General features: G+C 56.0%; 19 protein-coding genes and 1 pseudogene. 5 read left to right on the top strand and 15 right to left on the bottom strand.

Features of this window, described 5'->3' with window-relative positions; translation table 11 throughout:
• Window positions 1-275: 275 nt before the first annotated feature.
• Genes hemG through pepQ form a run of 4 tightly spaced genes read right to left on the bottom strand, consistent with a single transcriptional unit; the run spans window position 276 to window position 4268 of the window.
• Complete coding sequence (hemG, locus tag GXP72_RS21695; RefSeq protein WP_090420969.1) at window positions 276-821, bottom strand: menaquinone-dependent protoporphyrinogen IX dehydrogenase; 546 nt, start codon at window positions 819-821, stop codon at window positions 276-278.
• A 10-nt stretch (window positions 822-831) separates the two neighbouring features.
• Complete coding sequence (gene trkH / locus GXP72_RS21700) at window positions 832-2283, bottom strand: Trk system potassium transporter TrkH (RefSeq protein WP_023309600.1); 1452 nt, start codon at window positions 2281-2283, stop codon at window positions 832-834.
• 39 nt (window positions 2284-2322) lie between these two features.
• Complete coding sequence (locus GXP72_RS21705) at window positions 2323-2937, bottom strand: IMPACT family protein (protein WP_024908007.1); 615 nt, start codon at window positions 2935-2937, stop codon at window positions 2323-2325.
• On the bottom strand, window positions 2937-4268 hold the full coding sequence (gene pepQ / locus GXP72_RS21710) for a Xaa-Pro dipeptidase (protein WP_090420966.1): 1332 nt from the start codon (window positions 4266-4268) through the stop codon (window positions 2937-2939). Before pepQ ends, GXP72_RS21705 begins: the two co-directional genes overlap by 1 nt.
• A gap of 190 nt (window positions 4269-4458) precedes the next feature.
• On the opposite strand from pepQ, the gene fadB reads away from it, so the two are divergent.
• Entirely contained in the window at window positions 4459-6648 is a 2190-nt protein-coding gene (gene fadB / locus GXP72_RS21715) for a fatty acid oxidation complex subunit alpha FadB (RefSeq protein ID WP_090420963.1), read from the top strand.
• Window positions 6649-6657: 9 nt separating this feature from the next.
• Window positions 6658-7821, top strand: a complete 1164-nt coding sequence (gene fadA, locus GXP72_RS21720; protein ID WP_090420960.1) for an acetyl-CoA C-acyltransferase FadA — start codon at window positions 6658-6660, stop codon at window positions 7819-7821.
• Window positions 7822-7981: 160 nt separating this feature from the next.
• Here the strand turns inward: fadA and fre are convergent, their stop codons facing one another.
• On the bottom strand, window positions 7982-8683 hold the full coding sequence (gene fre / locus GXP72_RS21725) for an NAD(P)H-flavin reductase (RefSeq protein ID WP_008501516.1): 702 nt from the start codon (window positions 8681-8683) through the stop codon (window positions 7982-7984).
• A gap of 42 nt (window positions 8684-8725) precedes the next feature.
• The gene (gene ubiD, locus GXP72_RS21730; RefSeq protein ID WP_162269347.1) at window positions 8726-10216 is read right to left on the bottom strand and encodes a 4-hydroxy-3-polyprenylbenzoate decarboxylase; all 1491 of its coding nucleotides are present in this window, start codon (window positions 10214-10216) and stop codon (window positions 8726-8728) included.
• 173 nt (window positions 10217-10389) lie between these two features.
• Between ubiD and rfaH the strand changes: the two genes are divergently transcribed.
• Window positions 10390-10881 carry a transcription/translation regulatory transformer protein RfaH gene (gene rfaH / locus GXP72_RS21735; RefSeq protein ID WP_023309605.1) on the top strand — a complete coding sequence of 164 codons (492 nt, stop codon included), beginning with the start codon at window positions 10390-10392 and terminating at the stop codon, window positions 10879-10881.
• Here the strand turns inward: rfaH and tatD are convergent.
• The 9 genes from tatD to udp form a co-directional block, all read right to left on the bottom strand.
• Window positions 10878-11660 carry a 3'-5' ssDNA/RNA exonuclease TatD gene (gene tatD, locus GXP72_RS21740; RefSeq protein ID WP_208763336.1) on the bottom strand — a complete coding sequence of 261 codons (783 nt, stop codon included), beginning with the start codon at window positions 11658-11660 and terminating at the stop codon, window positions 10878-10880. The two genes, rfaH and tatD, sit on opposite strands and share 4 nt — an antisense overlap.
• 41 nt (window positions 11661-11701) lie before the next feature.
• Window positions 11702-12472, bottom strand: coding sequence for a Sec-independent protein translocase subunit TatC (gene tatC, locus GXP72_RS21745; protein ID WP_032646063.1), 771 nt, complete (start codon window positions 12470-12472; stop codon window positions 11702-11704).
• Between the two features lie 2 nt (window positions 12473-12474).
• Window positions 12475-13017: a Sec-independent protein translocase protein TatB gene (gene tatB, locus GXP72_RS21750; protein ID WP_024908001.1), complete on the bottom strand. Its 543-nt coding sequence runs from the start codon at window positions 13015-13017 to the stop codon at window positions 12475-12477.
• A 3-nt stretch (window positions 13018-13020) separates the two neighbouring features.
• Window positions 13021-13275 carry a Sec-independent protein translocase subunit TatA gene (gene tatA / locus GXP72_RS21755; protein ID WP_024908000.1) on the bottom strand — a complete coding sequence of 85 codons (255 nt, stop codon included), beginning with the start codon at window positions 13273-13275 and terminating at the stop codon, window positions 13021-13023.
• A gap of 76 nt (window positions 13276-13351) precedes the next feature.
• Entirely contained in the window at window positions 13352-14992 is a 1641-nt protein-coding gene (gene ubiB, locus GXP72_RS21760; protein ID WP_024907999.1) for a ubiquinone biosynthesis regulatory protein kinase UbiB, read from the bottom strand.
• Window positions 14989-15594 carry a ubiquinone biosynthesis protein UbiJ gene (gene ubiJ, locus GXP72_RS21765; protein WP_061716323.1) on the bottom strand — a complete coding sequence of 202 codons (606 nt, stop codon included), beginning with the start codon at window positions 15592-15594 and terminating at the stop codon, window positions 14989-14991. Before ubiJ ends, ubiB begins: the two co-directional genes overlap by 4 nt.
• A gap of 13 nt (window positions 15595-15607) precedes the next feature.
• Complete coding sequence (ubiE, locus tag GXP72_RS21770) at window positions 15608-16363, bottom strand: bifunctional demethylmenaquinone methyltransferase/2-methoxy-6-polyprenyl-1,4-benzoquinol methylase UbiE (protein WP_023309612.1); 756 nt, start codon at window positions 16361-16363, stop codon at window positions 15608-15610.
• Between the two features lie 66 nt (window positions 16364-16429).
• On the bottom strand, window positions 16430-17887 hold the full coding sequence (gene rmuC, locus GXP72_RS21775) for a DNA recombination protein RmuC (protein ID WP_090420954.1): 1458 nt from the start codon (window positions 17885-17887) through the stop codon (window positions 16430-16432).
• Window positions 17888-18027: 140 nt separating this feature from the next.
• On the bottom strand, window positions 18028-18789 hold the full coding sequence (gene udp / locus GXP72_RS21780; protein ID WP_003860792.1) for a uridine phosphorylase: 762 nt from the start codon (window positions 18787-18789) through the stop codon (window positions 18028-18030).
• A gap of 255 nt (window positions 18790-19044) precedes the next feature.
• Between udp and GXP72_RS21785 the strand changes: the two genes are divergently transcribed.
• Both GXP72_RS21785 and GXP72_RS21790 read left to right on the top strand, forming a co-directional pair.
• Window positions 19045-19851, top strand: a complete 807-nt coding sequence (locus GXP72_RS21785) for a dienelactone hydrolase family protein (RefSeq protein ID WP_090420951.1) — start codon at window positions 19045-19047, stop codon at window positions 19849-19851.
• Window positions 19852-19889: 38 nt separating this feature from the next.
• Window positions 19890-21352, top strand: a pseudogene (locus GXP72_RS21790) (family 1 glycosylhydrolase).
• The last annotated feature ends 36 nt before the right edge of the window (window positions 21353-21388 follow it).

Consider the following 21388-nt stretch of genomic DNA (forward strand, 5'->3'; position numbering starts at 1 on the left):
AAGACATTAAGAATCCATGTCACTTTGAGTGCCCACACAGATTGTCTGATAAATTGTTAAAGAGCAGTGCCGCTTCGTTTTCGCTGCGGCGCGGGGTGTGCATATTACGCTTTCCCGCTTCAGAGTCAAGCATTTATTTTCGCTATTCTCTGCTGACCCGGCGGCGTGTGTGCCGTTGTTCCGTGTCAGTGGAGGCGCATTATAGGGAGTTATTCTGAAGTGACAAGCACAAAATACAAAAAACTTTTCGTTCGCTCACTTTTCAAACTTAACGCTTATTTATGTCGCGAATCGCCCGTTAAATGTGCGATTTCTCGCGCAAAACTGGCTACCTGCGACCAGTCGGTATAAACCACTTCTTTACGCGTGTCGGTTTCGCCCCCCGTCATCTTCATAATAAGACGGATCATAAAGCGGTCATACCAGCGGTAGCGAGGGTAGCGCAGCGCGCCGGCAAAGACAGCGCACAGTTCAGGCTGCCACGGCGAGCTGAGTAAAAACTTGCGCGTGTAGCTGTTGGTCTGCGGCGTGCGCTTCTCGGGTTTACGCGCGACCAGATTGACCGAGTAAAATGCACCGGGCAGTTTATTGAGCACCGCCGTGTGCTTTTTCACAAAACGATCCAGCGCCGGATGGAAATGCCCGTAACGAATAGATGCACCAATTACCACGCGGTCGTAATCCTGCCAGCTTATCTGCTCAGCACGGTTTAGGTTCACCACATCCGAGTAAATCCCCAGCTCTTTTAATTCAGATGCCAGATACGCGGCAATCTCACGCGTTTGCCCGTCTCGCGTAGAGAAAAGAATCAGTGTTTTCATCAACGGCTCCTTACTCGCGCCAGAATGTAGGGGTGAACAGCACCAGCAGCGTAAAGACCTCAAGACGACCAAACAGCATATTGGCGATGAGGATCCATTTCGCGACCGGGTTCATACTGGCAAAGTTATCCGCCACAACCCCCAGGCCAGGCCCAAGGTTGTTCAATGTTGCGACAACGGAAGCAAAGGCGGAGAAATCATCCACTCCCGTCGCGATAATCGCCAGCATGCTGACGATAAAGACCAGCGCATACGCCGAGAAGAACCCCCACACCGCTTCGAGGATACGTTCCGGCAGCGCGCGGTTACCCAGCTTGATGCTGTAGACCGCGTTCGGGTGGACCAGGCGTTTCAGCTCACGGTTGCCCTGCTTGAACAGCAGCAGAATACGGATCACCTTCAGGCCACCGCCCGTCGACCCCGCACAGCCGCCGATAAACGCGGAACAGAGCAGAAGCACCGGCAGGAACAGCGGCCAGCGCGCGATGCTGTCCGTGGTAAACCCGGCGGTCGTCGCCATCGATACTACCTGGAAGAAGGCCTGGTTTAGCGTGGTCAACGCGGAGTTGTAGACATCATGGAACCACAATACCAGTGTACAGATGATCACCAGCGTCAGCTGGACGCCAATGAACATGCGGAACTCTGGGTCACGCCAGTACACCTTCAGGCTGCGCCCGCTCAGTAAAGAGAAGTGCAGGCCGTAGTTACAGCCAGAGATCAGCAGGAAAATGGCAATAATCGTGTTAATCGTTGGGCTGTCGAAGTAGCCGACGCTGGCATCGTGGGTGGAGAACCCGCCGATAGCAATCGTCGCGAAGCTGTGTCCGATGGCGTCGAAAGCGGGCATCCCGGCAAACCATAGCGCCAGCGCACAGGCCACCGTCAGTAATACATAGATAAGCCAGAGAGTTTTTGCCGTCTCGGCAATACGCGGCCGCATCTTATTGTCTTTCAGCGGCCCGGGCATTTCGGCGCGATAAAGCTGCATCCCCCCGACGCCCAGTATAGGCAGGATGGCCACCGCCAGGACGATGATCCCCATACCGCCGAACCACTGCAGCATCTGACGATAAAAGAGAATCGCGTGCGGCAGCGAATCCAGTCCTACCAGCGTCGTCGCCCCGGTCGTCGTTAAGCCGGAGAAGGATTCAAAGAAGGCATCCGTGATGCTCAGGTTAGGCTGTTCAGAGAAGATAAAGGGCAGCGAACCGACGCTCCCCAGCACCGTCCAGAACAGCACGACGATCAGAAACCCTTCGCGAGATTTCAGTTCACCTTTCTGACGACGGTTCGGCCACCACAGCAGGGAGCCGATCGCCAGCGCGACAAAGAAGGTCTGGGTAAATGCCCGCCCCGCGCCGTCCCGGTAGATAAGCGCCACCAGTCCAGGGAGAATCATCGTCCCGGAAAAGAGTATGACCAGCAGTCCAACGATTCGGGTTATGGCACGAAAATGCATCTCTGCCGCTTCCTTTGGTATTCAAAAGTGAGGTGGGGATTATTCTTCAATCGGCAGCAATTGCAACGAACCACGACTAAAATCAGCGAGTTTTGCTGAAAAAGCAGCCAGTTCCGCCTGAGGAAGCGCCACGCGTAATTGCACCATTGCCTGATATTCACTGTGTGCGATGACACCGTTAAACTGCCGCAGCAGCGCTTCAATACCCGATAGCTGGGCGTAATCGCATAATAAAGTATATTCGGTAAGCGGCGTTTTGCGGGTAGTGACCAGCATATTAAGCGCCTGCTGCACGCCCCCGCCATAGGCTTTAACCAGCCCACCGGTGCCTAACAAAATGCCGCCGTAGTAGCGCACCACCACGGCGGTTATTTCGCCCACGCCGCTGCCCATAAGCTGGGAGAGCATGGGTTTACCGGCCGTGCCCGCCGGTTCACCGTCATCGGAAAACCCCAGCTGCTGTGAATCGTCCGGCGGCCCTGCTACCCACGCCACGCAGTGGTGACGGGCGTCAGGATGCTCAGCCCGGACGGACTCGACAAACGCTTTTGCCGCCTCTACGCCGTCGGTATGCGCCAGCAGCGTAATAAAGCGGCTTTTCTTGATTTCCTCAACAAAGGTGACCGGTTCAGCCGGTATTAGCCAGCTTTCCATCAGGCCAGCTTCAGGTCTCGCGTCATATTCTCGATACCGTTTTCGTGAATCACCACGTTATCTTCGATACGAATACCGCCAAACGGCTTCAGCGCGTCAATTTTTTCCCAGTTGAAGTGCTTGCTGAACTGGCCTTCACGCCACGGCGCCAACAGGGATTCGATAAAGTAGATCCCCGGTTCAATCGTCAGCACCATGCGCGGTTCCAGAATGCGGGTGCAGCGCAGGTAAGGATATTTAGACGGTGCCGCCAGGTGCGTACCGGTATCATCCTGCATAAAGCCCGCAACGTCGTGAACCTGCAGGCCCAGCGGATGGCCGATACCGTGCGGCATGAATGGCCCGGTCAGATCGTTCTCGACCATCGCCTCTTCGCTCATGTCTTTCACAATCTGGTGCTTACGCAGCAGTTTGGCGATGCGCTGATGGAACTGGATGTGGTAATCCACATAGCTGGTGCCCGCCTTCATGGTGGCAATCAGCGCCAGCTGTTCATCGTTCACGTCTTTGATCAGCTGCGCGAACTCGGTGTCCGCATTCGCCGCCCAGGTGCGGGTCAGGTCGGCCGCGTAGCCGTTGTACTCTGCCCCTGCGTCCAGCAGGAAGCTGCGCATTTCCGACGGAACCTGGTGATCCAGTTTGGTGTAGTGAAGCACAGACGCGTGCTCGTTCAGCGCGACGATATTGCTGTACGGCACGTCGGTATCACGGTGGCCTGTCGCGGTCAGATAGGCCTGATTGATGTCGAACTCGCTCATCCCCGACTGGAACGCTTCATGCGCCGCACGGTGACCATTCACCGCCGTTTTTTGCGCTTCACGCATGCAGTAAAGTTCATAGTCGGTTTTATATGCGCGGTAATAGTGCAGATAATCCAGCACCCCTTTCGGATTGAGTTTGTCTGCCGGAATATCCAGACTCAGCGCACGCTCCGGAACAGGGCCAATGTAGCCGATGTTGCCGCGCGCGGCAGGCAGTTGGCTGCCAATACCGTCCGCTTTCGGCAGCGCAATGACCTCTATCTCTTCCGTCCAGAAAGAGGCCGGCAGCGGTTCTACGTTGTGCCAGTAATCGACCGGCAGGTAGAACCACAGTTTCGGTTTGTTCACGCCATCCACCAGCAGCCAGCAATTTGGAACCTGCGTCACCGGTACCCAGGCTTTAAACTGCGGGTTCACCTTAAACGGATAAGCGTGGTCATCCAGAAAGGTATTCATCAGCTCGCCGGAGTGGATCAGCAGCGCATCCAGCTTAAAGCGGGCCAGTACATCGCGGGTACGTTCTTGTAGGGTAACGATATGATTTTTATAAAGCGAAGCCAGTGAGTCCATCATTCTTCCTTTCGTTTTTTTGACCTCAAGTCATCGCATCTTAGCACACCTCACTCCGGCTGCGTGATTTCCACCGACCGTGATCAATGCAGCATTTTCTTAATGAGTAATTTGCATTTTATTAACATAAATCCCACACTCCGATTCATCTGGTATGACCAGATCCAATTGCTGGATTCAGGAGACTGACATGCTCTACAAAGGCGACACCCTGTACCTCAACTGGCTGGAAGATGGCATTGCCGAACTGGTGTTCGATGCCCCCGGCTCAGTGAACAAGCTTGATACCGCGACGGTGGCCAGTCTTGGCCAGGCGCTGGATGTTCTTGAAAAACAACCTGAATTAAAAGGGCTGCTGCTGCGTTCGAACAAAGCGGCCTTTATCGTCGGTGCCGATATCACCGAGTTCCTTTCGCTGTTCCTGGTCCCGGAAGAACAGCTGAGCCAGTGGCTGCACTTTGCCAACAGCGTCTTTAATCGTCTGGAAGATCTGCCTGTCCCGACCATTTCCGCCGTTAACGGCTATGCACTGGGCGGCGGCTGCGAGTGCGTGCTGGCGACAGACTATCGCCTGGCGACACCGGACCTGCGCATCGGCCTGCCGGAAACCAAGCTGGGCATCATGCCGGGCTTTGGCGGCTCCGTCCGTATGCCGCGCATGCTGGGTGCCGACAGCGCGCTGGAGATCATTGCCGCAGGTAAAGACGTCGGCGCAGAACAGGCGCAGAAAATCGGCCTGGTCGACGGCGTTGTGAAACCTGAGAAGCTGGTTGAAGGTGCTGTCGCCATTCTGCGTCAGGCGATTAACGGCGATCTCGACTGGAAAGCCAAACGCCAGCCGAAGCTGGAACCGTTAAAACTCAGCAAGATTGAAGCCACCATGAGCTTCACCATCGCCAAAGGCATGGTGATGCAGACGGCGGGTAAACACTACCCGGCGCCAATCACGGCGGTGAAAACCATTGAAGCGGCTGCCCGTCTCGGACGCGATGACGCGCTGAAGCTCGAAAATCAGAGCTTTGTCCCGCTGGCGCACACCAATGAAGCCCGCGCGCTGGTCGGTATCTTCCTTAACGATCAGTTCGTGAAAGGCAAAGCCAAACAGCTGACCAAAAACGTTGAGACGCCAAAACATGCGGCGGTACTCGGCGCGGGCATTATGGGTGGCGGCATCGCTTACCAGTCGGCCTGGAAAGGCGTGCCGGTAGTGATGAAAGACATCAGCGAGAAATCCCTGACGCTGGGCATGACCGAAGCGGCCAAGCTGCTGAATAAACAGCTGGAACGCGGAAAAATTGACGGGCTGAAGCTTGCAGGCGTGATCTCCACCATTCAGCCCGTGCTGGAATACAGCGGTTTCGACCGTGTCGACGTGGTGGTCGAAGCCGTCGTCGAGAACCCGAAAGTTAAAAAAGCGGTGCTGGCGGAAACGGAAGACAAGGTTCGCCCGGATACCGTGCTGGCCTCTAACACCTCCACCATTCCAATCAGCGAACTGGCGAGCGTGCTGAAGCGTCCGGAAAACTTCTGCGGTATGCACTTCTTCAACCCGGTACACCGTATGCCGCTGGTCGAAGTGATCCGTGGGGAAAAAACCTCCGACGAAACCATCGCTAAAGTGGTGGCATGGGCAAGCAAGATGGGCAAAACGCCGATCGTCGTTAACGATTGTCCGGGCTTCTTCGTCAACCGCGTGCTGTTCCCTTATTTCGCCGGTTTTAGCCAGCTGCTGCGCGACGGCGCGGACTTCCGCAAAATCGACAAAGTGATGGAAAAACAGTTCGGCTGGCCGATGGGACCGGCGTATCTGCTGGACGTTGTGGGCATTGATACCGCCCACCACGCCCAGGCGGTAATGGCGGCAGGCTTCCCGCAGCGCATGCAGAAAGACTATCGCGACGCGATTGACGCGCTGTTCGACGCTAACCGCTTCGGTCAGAAAAACGGTCTGGGCTTCTGGCGTTATAAAGAAGACAGCAAGGGCAAACCGAAGAAAGAAGAAGACGCGGCGGTGGATAGCCTGCTGGCCGATGTCAGTCAGCCGAAACGCGACTTCACCGACGATGAGATCATCGCCCGCATGATGATTCCGATGATCAACGAAGTGGTGCGTTGCCTCGAAGAAGGCATCATCGCCAGCCCTGCAGAAGCCGATATGGCGCTGGTATACGGCCTGGGCTTCCCTCCGTTCCACGGCGGCGCGTTCCGCTGGCTGGACACGCTCGGTAGCGCCCGCTATCTCGATATGGCTCAGCAGTATCAGCACCTCGGCCCGCTGTATGAAGTGCCGGAAGGGCTGCGTAACAAAGCGCGCCATAACGAACCCTACTATCCAGCAGTTGAGCCAGCCCGTCCGGTTGGCGAACTGAAAACGGCTTAAGGAGTCACAATGGAAAAGGTTGTCATTGTTGATGCGATTCGCACCCCGATGGGCCGTTCAAAAGGCGGTGCATTCCGTAACGTGCGTGCGGAAGACCTCTCCGCGCACCTGATGCGTAGCCTGCTGGCGCGTAACCCGGCGCTGGATCCTGCTGCGCTGGACGATATCTACTGGGGCTGCGTGCAGCAGACCCTGGAGCAAGGCTTTAACATCGCCCGCAACGCGTCGCTGCTGGCGGAGATCCCACATTCAGTTCCGGCCGTCACCGTGAACCGCCTGTGCGGTTCGTCAATGCAGGCGCTGCACGACGCGGCGCGCATGATCATGACCGGCGATGCGCAGGCCTGCCTGGTGGGCGGCGTTGAGCACATGGGCCACGTGCCGATGAGCCACGGGGTCGATTTCCACCCGGGGATGAGCCGTAACGTGGCGAAAGCCGCGGGGATGATGGGTCTGACCGCCGAGATGCTTTCTCGTCTGCACGGCATCAGCCGTGAAATGCAGGATGCCTTTGCCGCGCGCTCTCACGCTCGCGCATGGGCGGCGACACAGTCCGGTGCCTTTAAGAATGAGATCATCCCGACCGGCGGTCACGACGCAGACGGCGTTCTGAAGCAGTTCAGCTACGACGAAGTCATCCGCCCGGAAACCACGGTCGAAGCGCTGTCTACCCTGCGCCCGGCGTTTGATCCGGTCACCGGTACGGTCACGGCGGGAACGTCGTCCGCCCTGTCCGACGGTGCCGCGGCGATGCTGGTGATGAGCGAAAGCCGCGCCCGCGAGCTGGGCTTAACCCCTCGCGCTCGGGTACGTTCGATGGCGGTTGTGGGCTGCGATCCTTCAATCATGGGCTACGGCCCGGTTCCGGCCTCGAAGCTGGCGCTGAAAAAAGCGGGCTTAACCGCCAGCGACATCGATCTGTTCGAGATGAACGAAGCGTTCGCCGCGCAGATCCTGCCATGCATTAAAGATCTGGGGCTGATGGATCAGATCGACGAGAAGATTAACCTCAACGGCGGCGCGATCGCCCTCGGTCACCCGCTGGGCTGCTCCGGTGCGCGCATCAGCACGACGCTGATCAACCTGATGGAACGCAAAGATGCCCAGTTTGGTCTGGCAACGATGTGTATCGGGCTGGGTCAGGGTATCGCGACGGTGTTTGAGAGAGTGTAGGTCTAATACGTAGGCCCGATAAGCATCGCGCCATCGGGCTTTTGCCGGGAGGCGCTGCGCTTTCCCGGCCTACGAGAGGTACCTCGCCGCCAGTGGCGTCACTGGCGAAGAGAGAGAGTTTAGTTGCCGTTCTTCCCGCCTGTCAGGGCGGGTTTTTTATTTAAATGAAGGCAAACGCATCGCCAAACAGGCGGTCTTCACGCGCATCACGTTCGTTACAGAACAGATCGCGGGCGATTTTCGCCATCTCGAAACGGCCAGCGATATAGATATCGTGCCCAGCCAGCGTACCGTGATCCTGCAGCACCGCCGTCAGCACCGTACCGCTACGCCCGCGCCAGCCCTCTTCCGGCTGCTCAACCACCGGCTCAATGCGCAGGTTAGGATGGGTGACGCTCAGCGCTTCCAGTTCAGACAGATCGTACAGATGTTTCTCTTCGCGGCCACCCCAGTAAATGGTGATGTCACGGTCCGGGTTACGCGCCAGTGCGGTCAACAGAATGGAGCGCACGTAGGAGAAGCCTGTACCGCCAGCGATCAGGATCAGCGGACGGTCTTCGTCATCGCGCAGCCACGCATCACCGTGCGGAATATCCACCACGATTTCACGTTCCTTCAGGATGCGATCCATCACCGCCATCGCATACAGGTTAAGCTCTGACGCACCAATATGAAGCTCAATAAATTCCTGCTCCGCCGGCGTTGAGGCCATAGAGAAAGGACGCTTATCACGCTCATCCATCACAACCATCAGGTACTGACCCGCGCGGAAAGAGAATGGCGCTTCTGGCACTAAACGGACGCGATATACGGTGTCGGTGATGGCATCTACCGAGGTCACTTTACAGCTTAAGGTTGTCATTCGCTCTCTCTGTCGGGAAGTCTATAGGGCTTAACGGTCAGCTCAGGGTTTACCGTTATTCATTATGGCCAGCTCGTCCCAGATCGCGTCAATGCGCGCGGTCACAGCAGGATCTTTTTTGATCGGGCGCCCCCATTCACGGTCGGTTTCGCCAGGCCATTTATTTGTGGCATCCAGTCCCATCTTTGAGCCAAGACCGGAAACCGGCGAGGCAAAATCCAGGTAATCTATCGGCGTGTTTTCGACTAACACCGTATCGCGCGCCGGGTCCATTCGCGTGGTAATGGCCCAGATTACGTCATTCCAGTCGCGGGCGTTAACGTCATCATCGCAGACAATAACAAATTTGGTATACATAAACTGGCGCAGGAAAGACCACACGCCCATCATCACGCGTTTAGCATGACCTGGATACTGCTTCTTCATCGTGACCACCGCCATGCGATACGAGCATCCTTCAGGCGGCAGATAAAAATCAACTATTTCCGGGAACTGCTTTTGCAGGATCGGCACAAACACTTCATTCAGCGCCACGCCCAGCACCGCCGGTTCGTCCGGTGGGCGTCCGGTATACGTGGAGTGATAAATCGCATCTTCACGCTGCGTAATGTGCGTCACGGTAAACACCGGGAAGTTATCCACTTCATTGTAATAGCCGGTGTGGTCGCCGTAAGGGCCTTCTGGCGCCATTTCACCCTGCTCAAGGTAACCCTCCAGCACAATTTCTGCACTGGCCGGAACTTCGAGATCGTTAGAAATACACTTCACGACTTCGGTTTTCGTTCCGCGCAGCAGGCCTGCAAACGCATATTCAGAAAGGGTATCCGGCACGGGGGTGACGGCTCCCAGAATGGTGGCCGGATCGGCGCCTAAAGCGACAGACACCGGGAAACGCTCCCCCGGATGCGCAGCGCACCACTCCTGGAAATCCAGCGCGCCGCCGCGATGCGACAGCCAGCGCATGATGAGTTTATTCTTGCCAATCAACTGCTGGCGGTAAATACCGAGGTTTTGCCGCTCTTTGTGAGGGCCGCGCGTAACGGTGAGCCCCCAGGTGATCAGCGGCGCAGCATCTTCCGGCCAGCACTGCATGATAGGGATTTTAGTCAAATCAACCGCATCGCCTTCCAGCACCTTCTGCTGGCACGGCGCGCCGCGCAGGCGTTTAGTGGGCATGTTCAGCACCTGCTTAAACTGCGGCAGTTTGTCGAACAGATCGCGGAAGCCTTTCGGTGGCTCCGGCTCTTTCAGAAACGCCAGCAGCTTACCGACTTCACGCAGCGCCGTGACGTCTTCCTGCCCCATCCCCAGTGCGACGCGACGCGGTGTACCAAACAGGTTGCACAGCACCGGCATGGAGTACCCTTTCGGATTTTCAAACAGTAACGCGGGGCCACCGGCACGCAGGGTGCGGTCAGCAATTTCTGTCATCTCCAGATAAGGATCAACAGGAAGTGTAATACGTTTGAGTTCACCCTGCTTTTCCAGCAGCGTCAGGAAGTCGCGGAGATCGTGGTATTTCATGCAGTTAATCATGGCCTCTCTGTAAGCGCTTCATTATACGGCGTAAGCCTGCTTGATGCTGTAATTTTGTTAAATTAGCGTGAAGTTATGCGTTCTGTCCCATTTTCGCCCATTATAATCAACTTAGCGATCCCGCCAGGGTTTTGATATGCTTGCGCCCCGAACTAAGGGAAAGAGTGATTATGCAGGCCTGGTATTTACTGTATTGCAAACGCGGGCAACTTCAGCGCGCGCAGGAACATCTTGAACGTCAGTCTGTAAATTGCCTGACACCCGTGATCACGCTTGAAAAAATGCAGCGCGGGAAGCGCACAACCGTCAGTGAGCCGTTGTTCCCGAACTACCTGTTCGTGGAGTTCGACCCGGAAGTCATCCACACCACCACCATCAGCGCCACGCGTGGCGTCAGCCACTTCGTTCGTTTTGGTGCTCACCCGGCAACGGTTCCGTCGACGGTCATTCATCAGCTGTCGATTTATCAACAGCCTGAAGGGATCACCGACCCCGAAACCCCTTACACGGGCGATAGCGTCGTAATTACCGAAGGCGCTTTCGAAGGTCTGCAGGCGATTTTTGCCGAGCCGGACGGAGAAGCGCGCTCTATGCTGTTGCTCAATCTGCTGAACAAGCAGGTGCTGCAGAGCGTTAAAAACACCGACTTCCGCAAACTTTAAACGTTTATTCCGAACAGATTACGCACGTTGTTATCCGTCTGCGCCGAAAGCCAGTGCGGATCCTCTCCGCGCCACTTCGCAACGCTCTCAACAATGTGCCCCAGATACGCGGGCTCATTTCGCCGCGATGCCGGTTTGGGTTTCATATCGCGCGGTAGCAGATAGGGCGCATCGGTTTCAAGGAGCAACCGGTAAGCCGGGATCGCTGGCAACAGCTCCCGAAGTTCGAGCCCGCGACGCTCATCGCAAACCCAGCCAGTAACACCCAGATAAAGCCCTCGCTTCAGGCAATCCAGTGTTTCCTGTCGTGAACCGGTAAAGCAGTGGAGTACCGCGCCGGGCAGTTTCTCCAGCCACGGATCCAGAAGTGCCAGGAAACGCTCATGCGCGTCGCGGCAGTGCATAAATACGGGCATTCCAAGCTCTGCCGCCAGCGCAAGCTGGGCAGTGAATGCTTTTTCCTGCTCTTCAGGCGTGGAAAAGTTACGGTTGAAATCGAGACCGCATTCGCCGATCGCTACCACTTCTGGCGTCTTCGCCAGCCTGTACAGGGTGTCGCCACTTTCCGGGGTCCACTGGCTACTGTCGTGAGGATGTACACCAGCAGTAGACCAACAGCGATCGTAGCGTTGCGCCAGCTGCTGCGCCTGCTCGCTCTCATGCAGGTTGGTGCCCGTCAGCAGCAGCCCTTTCACCCCGGCAGCAAACGCGCGCGCAACCACCTCATCACGATCTTTCGCAAACTGCGAGCTGGTCAGATTGAGTCCGATATCAAACATGCAAATCCCCATATAACAACCGCCCTGACGGGCGGCTGGTTTTACTCTTCAGTGGTCTTGTCGGACGTATCGTCTTCGTCATCCGCTCGACGTCCTTTACCCACGTAGAAACGCGAGAAGAATACGCCGACCTCAAACAGACAGTACATCGGTATGGCCAGCAGCGTCTGCGAGAACACGTCCGGCGGTGTCAGCAGCATGCCGACCACAAAGGCGCCCACCAGGATATACGGACGCTTCTTACGCAGGTCATCCGGGGTTGTTACCCCTACCCAGCAAAGCAGCACAATGGCCACCGGCACTTCGAATGCCACGCCGAACGCCATAAACAGCGCCATCACAAAGCTGAGGTAGCTGGCGATATCCGTCGACACCTGGACCCCTTCCGGCGCGGTATGCGTCAGGAAGCCGAAGGCCAGCGGGAAGACAACGAAATAGGCAAACGCCATGCCGATATAGAACAGCAGCGAACTAGACACCAGCAGCGGGATCACCAGCTTACGTTCGTGTTTATACAGCGCTGGCGCCACAAACGCCCACACCTGATAAAGAATGACCGGCGCTGAGGCAATCAACGACACCCAGAAGGTCAGCTTGATGGGGGTAAAGAACGGAGAAGCAACGTCTGTTGCAATCATCGTTGCGCCCAGCGGCATCTGCTTAATCAGCGGTGCAGAGACCACCTGATAGATATCGTTGGCAAAATAGACCAGGCACAGGAATATGAGTAAAACCGCAATAATGCAGTTTAACAGGCGCTTACGCAGCTCAATGAGGTGCGCAATCAGCGGTTGAGTATCATCTACTGCCATGTTTACGCTTTATCACTCGACGAGGGGGATGATTCGGAAACGGACGCAGCGGGCTTCACTTCCGCCGTTTTTGCCACCGGCTCTTCCGGCTGCACCTGTTTTTTCACTTCGGTTTCCTGCGGCGTCTGTTCTGGCGCGGCAGCCTGATGTTCTGCGCTGGCAGGCGTTACGCCCTCGCGCTGCTCCTCGCTGCCCTTCACCACCGGGTTATGGATGGTGTTCGCTTCATCGCTCGCTTTTTCAGGATCGTTAACGCTGTAGGAGCGCTTCATGGATTCCGCCGCTTCGCGCAGCTCATCCATTGACGCTTTCAGTTCCGGCGTCAGGTTATCCATGCTCGCCTTCTCGACCTTTTTAAGGCTTTCCTGAAATTCCTGCAGCTTAAGCTCCTGCGCCAGCTCATTCTGAACGGTCGATGCCAGCGATCTCAGCGCACGAACCCAGCCCGCAACGGTCTTCACTGCCACCGGCAGACGCTGCGGCCCCAGCACAATCAGGCCAATCACAAAGACCAGCAGGAGCTCACTAAAACCAATGTCGAACACGACTTACACCTGCTCTTTATCGTGGCGTTTAGCGTCTTCCTTTTTGGCTTCTTCCTGCTTATCGGCGATGGACTTAGCAGTAAAATCAGCGTCCTGGCTGGTTTTATCCTGCTTGCTCTCATCATCGCTCATCGCTTTCTTGAAGCCTTTGATAGACGCGCCCAGGTCGGAACCAATAGAACCGAGCTTTTTGGTGCCAAACAGCAGCACGACGATGACGGCAATGATCAACAATTGCCAGATACTGATACCACCCATACATGTTCCTCAGGGATAGATGATTAATTAGTCAGGTCGCATTATACGTATGCGACCCGTCGATAGCGACGCAAACTCAGCGCGTTTTTCGCCATCCGGCAAGCCAGACAACCACCCCGGCGGCCATCAGCCAGGCGGGCATCATCTGCCAGTCCGGACGGTTGATCAGCAGCAGCGTACCGCTCAACAGCAGCGTTGCGCCAATCCCAAAGAGATAGCGTGACTGGCCCTGGCGAACCCGGCTGGACTGAAGCTCGCGGGCGATTTTATCCATGCTGTGCTGAAGGTTCTTGCTCTGACGCAAACTGTCATAAACCAGTTCAGGAATTTCAGGCATTTTTTCTATCCAGAACGGGCCTTTCTCTTTCAGCGAGCGCACCAGCGCCGGAATACCAACCTGATCCTTAATCCAGGACTCAAGGAAAGGTTTCGCGGTCTTCCACAAGTCTAACTGAGGATAGAGCTGTCGGCCTACACCCTCAACGTAAAGTAATGTTTTCTGAAGTAAAACTAGCTGTGGCTGAACTTCCATATTAAAGCGGCGAGCCGTGTTGAACAGGTTTAACAGCACGTGCCCGAAGGAGATTTCCGCCAGCGGTTTTTCAAAAATCGGTTCACAAACGGTCCGGATCGCGAACTCGAACTCCTCGACGTTGGTGTCCGGCGGCACCCAGCCTGAATCGACGTGCAGCTCGGCCACCTTACGGTAGTCGCGGTTGAAGAACGCGATGAAGTTCTCAGCCAGATACCGTTTATCTTCCTTGTTCAGTGACCCCACAATCCCGCAGTCGATACCGATGTACTTCGGATCCTCAGGGTGTTCGTAGCTCACGAAGATATTGCCCGGATGCATGTCCGCATGGAAAAAGCTGTCGCGGAACACCTGGGTAAAGAAGACCTGTACCCCACGCTCGGCCAACAGCTTCATGTTCGTTCCCTGCTTCTCCAGGGCCACCACATCCGAAACCGGAATACCGTAGATTCGCTCCATCACCATCATGTTCTGGCTGCAGTAGTCAGAATAGACTTCAGGGACATAGAGCATCGGGCTGTTTTCAAAGTTGCGACGCAGCTGAATGGCGTTTGCCGATTCGCGCAGCAGGTTAAGCTCATCAATCAGCGTTTTTTCATATTCCCGCACCACTTCCAGTGGACGAAGGCGACGCCCGTCCGGCAGCAAGCGTGGTACCCAGCGCGCCAGACGATAAATCAGCTTCATGTCTGCTTTGATGATGGGCAGGATGTCCGGACGAATGACCTTAATAACAACTTCTTTGCCGTTTTCTTTCAGACGCGCGGTATGCACCTGCGCGATAGAGGCCGATGCCAGTGGGTGAATGTCGAAATCGTCAAACCAGGTCTCGACGGGTACATTTCCCATCGCCTCTTCAATTTGCTTTTTCGCGCGCGCGCCGTCAAACGGTGCGACGCGGTCCTGCAGCATCGCGAGCTCATCGGCAATAAGCGGCGGGAAGAGATCGCGGCGGGTCGACAACATCTGTCCGAATTTAATCCAAACCGGACCGAGCTCCTGCAGCGCGAGACGCAGACGCTCACCCAGCGGTTGACCTTTATGGCGATTGGGCATCCAGAACAGCATCCGCCGCCAGATACGAAGCGGCAGCGTGATACGCATTTTGGGGATAAGCTCGTCGAGCCCGTAGCTCAAAAAGGTGCGAATAATAAAATAGAGGCGCCGAATTTCACCAGGCGTCATTTGCCCTCCAGTTTTTCCAGCCGTTTGGTTAACGCATCAACCGCACGTTCAACAGCAGCGGTCTCTTCCGCAAACCACGCCACTTCCAATGGCCCGGGCGCCATTCGCCACTCCTCCGTCAGCACTTCCGCCGCATAGCGTTGCTGACGATGCAGGCTTTTACGCGCAAAGGAGGCGCCACCATGAAGGACTTTCCCGATGCCTTCGGCGGCGATGTCTCCGATAAAAGGCGCGAGCAGCTCTGCCGGGTCGAACTCCGCAAGATCGGTGAGCGCAACGAAGTTCTGCACGACCTGAATGTCGCCTTCTACTTCCAGCTCACCGCTGCGGATAAGCGCCGTTAATTGCTGGCGATCGCGCAGTTTTGGCAGCACGCTCATGTGCGTGATGACCGAGCAGTCGGCTTCACCTTCCCACTCCCCCAGTACGTCAAGCTGGCGTTCGCTGAAGACCAGTACAAGCGGCGTCGATAACTCTTTTAAAACAATGCGCAATACCTTCCCGTTTAGCCGCTGACGCGCAGCTTTCAGCGCCGGAGCGCGATACAGGAAAGCATTCAGTACATTCTCGATGCCTGCGGAGACTAAGGGTTTAAAGGGCACGGGACACCTCCACTCAGAATTTGTAACCGCGATGCAGCGCGACGACACCCGCCGTCAGGTTGAAATATTCAACGTTCTCAAATTCTGCATCCTGCATCATGGCTTTTAGGGTGTCCTGATCCGGGTGCATACGAATAGATTCCGCCAGATAGCGGTAACTTTCCGCATCATTCGCCACCAACTCACCGATGCGCGGCAGCACGTGGAAGGAATAGGCGTCGTAGGCTTTGCTCAGCGGCTCAATGATCGGTTTGGAGAACTCGAGCACCAGCAGACGTCCACCCGGCTTCAGCACGCGGTACATGGAGCGCAGCGCTTTTTCTTTGTCGGTTACGTTACGCAGACCGAAGGAGATCGTGATGCAGTCAAAGGTATTGTCCGGGAACGGCAGCGCTTCGGCGTTTGCCTGAACATATTCCACATTCCCCACCACGCCGATGTTACGCAGCTTTTCGCGGCCCATTTTCAGCATGGAGTCATTAATATCGGCAAGAACAACGCGACCGGTTTCGCCCACCAGACGGGAGAATTTCGCGGTTAAATCGCCCGTACCGCCGGCTAAATCCAGCACCGTTTGTCCGCGACGCACGCCGCTACAGTCAATGGTGAAGCGCTTCCACAAGCGATGAATGCCGAACGACATCAGGTCATTCATCACATCGTACTTCGCCGCCACGGAATGAAATACGTGGGCCACCATGTCAGCTTTCTGCGCTTTGGCGACAGTCTGAAAGCCAAAGTGCGTTGTGTCTTGTGAATCGTCAGCCATCTTAGAGCCTGCTTATCAGTAAAATGTTCGTGAAGTGTAACAGATTGGGCGCGTTTGCCCTACGTTTCAACCACCGCGAAATAAACGCGCTGGAGTCTCGTCTGGTGATAAATCCACCGCTAACGTGTTGTCTTCACTGTTTGTCTTTTGTTCGTCCGCACCTTCTCGCAGGCGAAACTCGTCGTCCTGGGCGGTGGCCTGTTCCACCAATTCCGGATTAATCTCGCGTTTAACCTCTACCCCCAGGCTGCGGAATGATTCGGCCTGCGCCAGCAGATTGCCGCGTCCCGAGGTGAGTTTTTTCATCGCCTGGCGGTAGTTATCCTGCGCACGATCCAGGCTCTGCCCGACTGAGGACATGTCGTCCACGAAGAGGCGCATTTTGTCGTACAGCTTGCTGGCACGATCGGCAATCTGCTGCGCGTTGCGGCTCTGGTGTTCATAGCGCCACAGGTTCGCAATGGTACGTAACGCCACCAGCAACGTGGTAGGGCTGACCAGCATAATGTTATTTTTGAGCGCTTCGGTGATGAGTTCAGGCTGCCTGTCGAGTGCCAGCAGAAACGCGGGCTCTACCGGAATAAACATCAGGACATAGTCCAGCGAGCGAAGACCCGGCAACTGCTGATAGTCTTTTCTGCCGAGCAGGCGAATGTGGTTACGCACGGAGGCAATGTGCTCCTGCAGCGCCGATTCGCGGGTGTAGTCATCCTCCGCGTTGAAGTAACGCTCATACGCCACCAGGGTCATTTTGGCGTCAATCACCACATCTTTACCCTGCGGCAGCCTCACGATCACATCCGGCTGCATGCGCGAGCGGGCGTCGTTTTCGATACTCACCTGCGTTTCGTATTCATATCCTTCCCGCAGGCCGGAGGCTTCCAGTACGCGGGTCAGCACCACTTCTCCCCAGTTGCCCTGGGTTTTGTTATCCCCTTTGAGCGCGCGGGTCAGGTTGACCGCTTCCTGCGCCATCTGGGCATTCAGCTGCTGGAGATTGCGAATCTCATGCGCCAGGGTGTGCCGCTCGCGGGCTTCCTGACCAAAACTGTCCTGCACCTGACGACGAAAACCGTCCAGCTGTTCACGCAGCGGCGTCAGCAGGCTGTTAAGGCTCTGGCGGTTCTGTTCATCAACGCGGCGGTTGCTGTGCTCGAAAATACGGTTGGCGAGGTTCTCAAACTGTTCGCTGAGGCGCTGCTCGCTGTTGATCATCTGGCGGATTTTGTCTTCCGCATGCAGCTGAGTGGATTCAAGGCGGGTGGTCACTTCGCGGAGATCGGCCTCCAGCGAGGTGTTGATATCACGGAGATTGCGCAGCTCGTTGTTAAGCAGCTCGCACTCGTCGCGCCAGTGGTCACTCAGGGCAAGCTGCTGCTTTGCCGCACTTAATTCAGCGACGATCTCTTCGCGCTCTGCCAGCTGTTCGGCCTTCTGCTGTGCATGCTGATAGCTGGAAATGAGCCAGCCTATCGCCACGCCCACCAGCGCAATCACCGCATAAATCAGGATTGAGATATCCACAATGCCCCCTGCATCAACGTATTACCCGCACAAAATAAGATTGTGCTGTATAAACGTCCAGTTTGAAAGGGTTTTCCTGCGAGGCGCTACGCAAAAAATAAAGGCCGAACGTGCCGGCCTTTGATTTCGAAAGGAGGGGACTAGATCAGGCGACGCGCGGCTTCGACCACGATTTTCACTGCATGGCTTTCGGTCTGCTTCATGGTTTCGGCGTTCGGGATCTCCTGCTGGGTACGGTTGACGATAACGCCCGCCACCATACCGGCACGCAGACCCTGGCTTGCGCACATGGTCAGCAGCGTGGCGGATTCCATTTCGTAGTTCATCACGCCCATTGACTGCCACTCTTCCATGGAGCCTTTGAAGCGGCTTACCACGCGGCCAGAGAAGGTGTCGTAACGCTCCTGGCCCGGGTAGAAGGTATCGGACGAAGCGGTCACGCCCACGTGGGTGGTGGCGCCCACGGATTTCGCGGCTTCAACCAGCGCGGTGGTGCACTCGAAATCGGCCACCGCCGGGAACTCCATCGGCGCAAAGTGGAGGCTTGCGCCATCCAGACGCACAGACGCGGTCGTCACCAGCACGTCGCCGACGTTGATGTGCGGCTGGATAGCGCCAGTGGTACCGATACGCAGGAAAGTACGAATGCCCAGCTGTGCCAGCTCTTCAACAGCAATCGAAGTAGACGGGCCACCGATACCGGTAGAACACACAATCACGGCTTTACCATCCAGCTCTGCGCGCCAGGTGGTGAATTCACGATGGGCTGCCAGCTTAACCGGCTTATCCATCAGCGCGGCGATCTTTTCCACACGCTCTGGATCGCCAGGGACGATAGCGAGCGTAGCCCCTTGTAAATCGTTTTTAGTGAGGCCGAGATGAAAAACATCAGACTTAGACATAGGTGACTCCTCTGTGGGTCGGTTAGTCAGAAGAAGTAAAACGGTACTTTACAGAAGCAGTAAGCATAATTTCGTGACGCATCTCACCATGAATGAAAATGATTGCATCGAATTTCCATCAAAAAGTGATTTACATCACATTAACAAGTTATATCGTCAGGTGCTGCACAAAAGATAGACCGTTTAAGGCACTGTGAGTTGTTAACCTGGTGTCTATATTTACCTTTGCGCTAACTGATTGGTACGGAGAATGCCATGACTGAAAAAACCGGTTTTGCACCTGCTGCGGCCCCGCATGCCTCAACCATCGTCTCAACGTCTGAAGATGCCATCACCGCGGGTGAGACCTCCATTCCCACGCAGGGAGAGAACATGCCTGCTTACCACGCACGACCAAAATCGGCAGACGGCCCGCTGCCCATCGTGATCGTGGTTCAGGAAATTTTCGGTGTTCACGAACACATTCGCGACCTCTGCCGCCGGCTGGCGCTGGAAGGCTATCTGGCCGTTGCGCCAGAGCTCTACTTCCGTCAGGGCGATCCGAACGACTACAGCGATATTCCCACCTTGCTCAGCAACCTGGTCAGCAAAGTCCCGGACGCGCAGGTGCTGGCCGACCTCGACCACGTCGCCAGTTGGGCGGCGCGCAACGGGGGCGATCCCCATCGTCTGCTGCTCACCGGTTTCTGCTGGGGCGGACGCATTAGCTGGCTGTATGCCGCGCATAACCCGCAGCTCAAAGCCGCTGTCGCCTGGTACGGCAAACTGGTGGGTGAAAAAACGCTGAATTCACCGAAACATCCGGTTGATATCGCCACCGAGTTGAATGCTCCCGTGTTAGGGCTTTACGGCGGTCAGGACACCGGTATTTCGCTGGATTCGGTAGAAACCATGCGCCATGCGCTCCGCGCGGCAAATGCGAAGGCGGAGATTGTGGTTTACCCGGATGCCGGGCATGCGTTTAACGCCGACTATCGTCCGAGCTATCACGCAGAATCGGCGAAAGATGGATGGCAGCGGATGCTTACGTGGTTCCGTCAGTACGGTGGTAAAAAAGGGTAAGCCTTTCCCATCATCATGACGCATAAGGAGTGCGTGTTATGGACTATTCCCTCGCGTTTCCACACGGTTTTTTATGGGGCGGCGCGATTGCCGCCAACCAGGCCGAAGGCGCATGGAACGTGGACGGCAAAGGGCCGTCCGTTGCCGACGCTGTCGCCTGGAAACCCAACCTCTCCGTGAAAGATTACAGCGGCCACATGGCCCTGACGGACGAGAATATCCGCGACGCGTTTGAAGGTAAAAATGATGCGCTATACCCAAAACGCCGCGGCATCGATTTTTATCACCACTATAAAGACGACGTCGCGCTGTTTGCTGAGATGGGTTTTAAGGTACTGCGCGTATCCATTGCCTGGTCGCGTATTTTCCCGACCGGCGAGGACGCCGCGCCAAACGAGGCCGGGCTGCAGTTTTATGAAGAACTGTTCCGCGAGCTGCGTCGTCATAACATCGAGCCGCTGGTCACCCTTTCCCACTACGAAATGCCGCTGGCGCTGAGCGAAAAATATAACGGCTGGGTGCATCGTAATGTGGTGATGCCTTTGTTCGCTTCAGCAATGTTTGTTTCGACCGCTACAAAGAGCTGGTGCGTTACTGGCTAACCTTCAATGAAATAGACAGTATTCACCGCCATCCCTTTACGACCGCGGGCATTCGCGAAGAGAAAAGCGCGCCGGGCAACGCGAAACAGGATATCTATCAGGGTCTGCATCATCAGTTTGTCGCGTCTGCACTGGTCACCCGAGACTGCCACGCCAAAATTCCGGGCAGCCAGGTCGGGTGCATGCTGACCAAACTGACGACCTATCCGCACAGCTGCCGTCCGGAAGACGTTGAAGCCACGCTGAAGAAAAACCTGGAAAACTATTTTTATGCCGACGTGCAGGTATTTGGCGACTATCCGCCGCTGATCCTGCGCGATCTGGAACGACGAAATATCCATATTGAAATGCACCCTGACGATCGGCGTATTTTAAAGGCGCATACCGTCGATTTCGTCTCCTTCAGCTATTACATGTCGATGACCGAATCCACTCAGCCTGACGCCGAACGCATTCCCGGGAATACCGTTCTCGGTGTGAAAAACCCGTATCTGCCTGCGTCCGAATGGGGATGGCAGATTGATCCGCTTGGGTTAAAAATCTCGCTGCTGGAGCTGTATGACCGTTACCGGAAGCCGCTGTTTATCGTTGAAAACGGTCTGGGCGCGAAGGATGTGGTCGAAAACGGCAGGATCCACGATAGCTATCGCATCGACTATTTCCGCGCGCACTTCGCGCAAACGCTGGCCGCGATTAATGAAGGCGTGGAGGTGATAGGGTTCACCACGTGGGGCTGTATCGACATCATTAGCGCGGGCACCTCGCAGATGTCCAAACGCTACGGTTTTATCTATGTCGATCAGGACGATGAAGGCAACGGTACGTTGAAACGGCTGAAAAAAGACTCCTTCTGGTGGTACCAAAAAGTGATTGCCAGCAATGGCGCAGACCTGAGCTAAGTACGATAAGGCCGGGCTGGCACCCGGCCATCGCGC

The organism is Enterobacter sp. SES19 (genome assembly GCF_011765665.1).
Taxonomy (GTDB): Bacteria; Pseudomonadota; Gammaproteobacteria; order Enterobacterales; family Enterobacteriaceae; genus Enterobacter; species Enterobacter pseudoroggenkampii.